Genomic DNA, 2202 nt, shown 5'->3' on the forward strand with positions numbered 1-2202 from the left:
TGGGTGTGCTTCGACCAGATGCCCGCCGATGAAGGTTGGGCGGCGCGCATCATCGAAGGCGTCGGCGGTCATGCGCTTTATCTCGACGGCGTGCATTTGATCGTGCGGGGTCGCGCGGGGGTTGAATACCGCTTCACACTGCCCGAGCGATGGCGCGAGCAGGCGCTCGTCGCCAGTCCGCAACAGCCGCTTCGATCATGGCTCGAACAGTTCAACGATCTGAACGGCAATGCGTGGCGTATCGAGTTGCCGAGCGAAGGCGCACTGCAATTCATCGAATGGTCGGGCGATGCCGCGACGGGTCGCATCGTGCACTGCGCTGCGGGCGATTTGAGTGGCTGCATCGGTAGGGTGACATTGCACAATGCGCAAGGCCAATGCTGGCCGCTGGTGCGCTATGAACAGAACGCGCGCAGCGATCTGATTGCGGTCCACGATGCGCTCGATAATGCCTACCGTTTCGAATATGCCGGCGAGCACGTCATGGTGCGACATACCGATCGCAACGGCTTGTCGTTTTACTACTCGCATCAATGGCATGAGGATGGCCTGTGGCGCGTGGATCACGCATGGGGCGATGGCGGTCTTTATGACTATCGCTTTGAATACGATCTGACCTATCGCGAGACGCGTATTACCGATTCGCTCGGCGGACTTACGCGTCTGCAATGCGACCAGCGTGGCTTGCCGATCATGCTGATCGATCAGTTAGGCGGAATGTCCAGTTATCGCTATGACGGATTGGGACGCACTGTCGAAGCAGTGGATCCTGGCGGGAACAGGACCGCGTGGGAATACGATCTGTGCGGCAATCTGCTGAGTCACACGTTGCCGGATCGTAGCGCGACGCGCATGGAGTATGACGATAATCTGCGACCTATCGCCATTACTGACCCGGAAGGCGGCGAGTGGGAACAGACGTGGGATGCATGCGGCAACCTGACCGAGCAAACCACGCCATCGGGCCTTGTCACCGCGTTCGGATACGACAATCGCGGCCAACTCGTGCAGGTACGCGATGCCGCGCAACAGGTCACGACACTCGCCTATGACCCGCTGGGCTATCTGGCGGGTCTGACCGATCCGCTCGGACGCACCACGCGCCTGAAGCACGATGCGCGAGGCAAGCTGATTGAACGAAGTGCACCGGGAGAGGAAGCGGCCACCTATAGATGGGACATCAAGGGGCGGCTCACGACCTGCACGCTGCCAGGTTTGCGCTACGTGTCTTGCGCATACGACGCCGAGGACAACCTCACGCAGTACACCGATGAGGCGGGCGACGTCACGCGCTTCAGCTTCTATGGGCAAGGCCAGCTAGCGAGCCGAACCGACGCCGATGGCGGCGTCACGCGCTATCACTACAACACGGAAGAACAACTGGTCGGCGTGACCAATGCGCGGGGAGAAACGTGGCATCTGTTGCGCGATGCGGCGGGACGGTTGGTTGAAGAAATCGGCTATGACAGGCGTTCGCGACGCTACGCCTACGATCCGGCGGGGCATCTGACGCAGAGCATCGATCCGCTGGGTAACGTGCTGGCGGTGACGTGCGATCCGTTGGGGCGCATCACGCGACGCGCGGTCGAAGGCAGCGATCAAAGCGAAGTGTTCGCGTATGACAGGCGCGGCCAGCTAACGAAGGCACAGAACACAAGCGCAACGGTCGATCGCGCCTATGACGCCGATGGTCGCCTAACAACAGAGCTGCAACAGCACGCCGATGCGACCGGCACGCTCGCGTACGCATACGACATGGCGGGGCGTCTGGTCGAGCAAACCCGCACGCTGCAAACAGCTGATTCCGTGTTCGAGCAGACGCTCGCGTATTCGTATGACGCGCTGGGTGCGCCGCAAACTATCCAGATTGACGACAGCGCGCCGATTCGCTTCACGCGCGATATTGCGGGCCGGCTGGCGAGCACACAGTTCACCGAAAGCCTCGAACACGCTTACGACTACGACAGCGCGGGACGCCTGACCCGTCATGCAACGCGGTGTGCGGGCCTGAACGACGACGAAACCAACTTCCGCTACGACATCAGCGGGAATCTGATCGAACGCCGCGACAGCCGTTCAGGCAGCGATCAATTTCGCTACGATCCACTCGGGCGCATCATCGCGCATACCGATCCGACTGGAAGGCTCAAGTATTTCGCCTACGACGCCCACGGCGACCGCTTCAAGGTTGTACGCGACGAC

1 pseudogene is annotated in these 2202 nt (G+C 61.0%); it reads left to right on the forward strand.

Features of this window, described 5'->3' with window-relative positions:
* A pseudogene (locus QCE88_RS41865) lies at positions 1 to 2202 on the forward strand (type IV secretion protein Rhs); the annotation flags it as partial.

The organism is Caballeronia sp. LZ035, from assembly GCF_031451175.1.
In the GTDB taxonomy this organism is placed as follows: domain Bacteria; phylum Pseudomonadota; class Gammaproteobacteria; order Burkholderiales; family Burkholderiaceae; genus Caballeronia.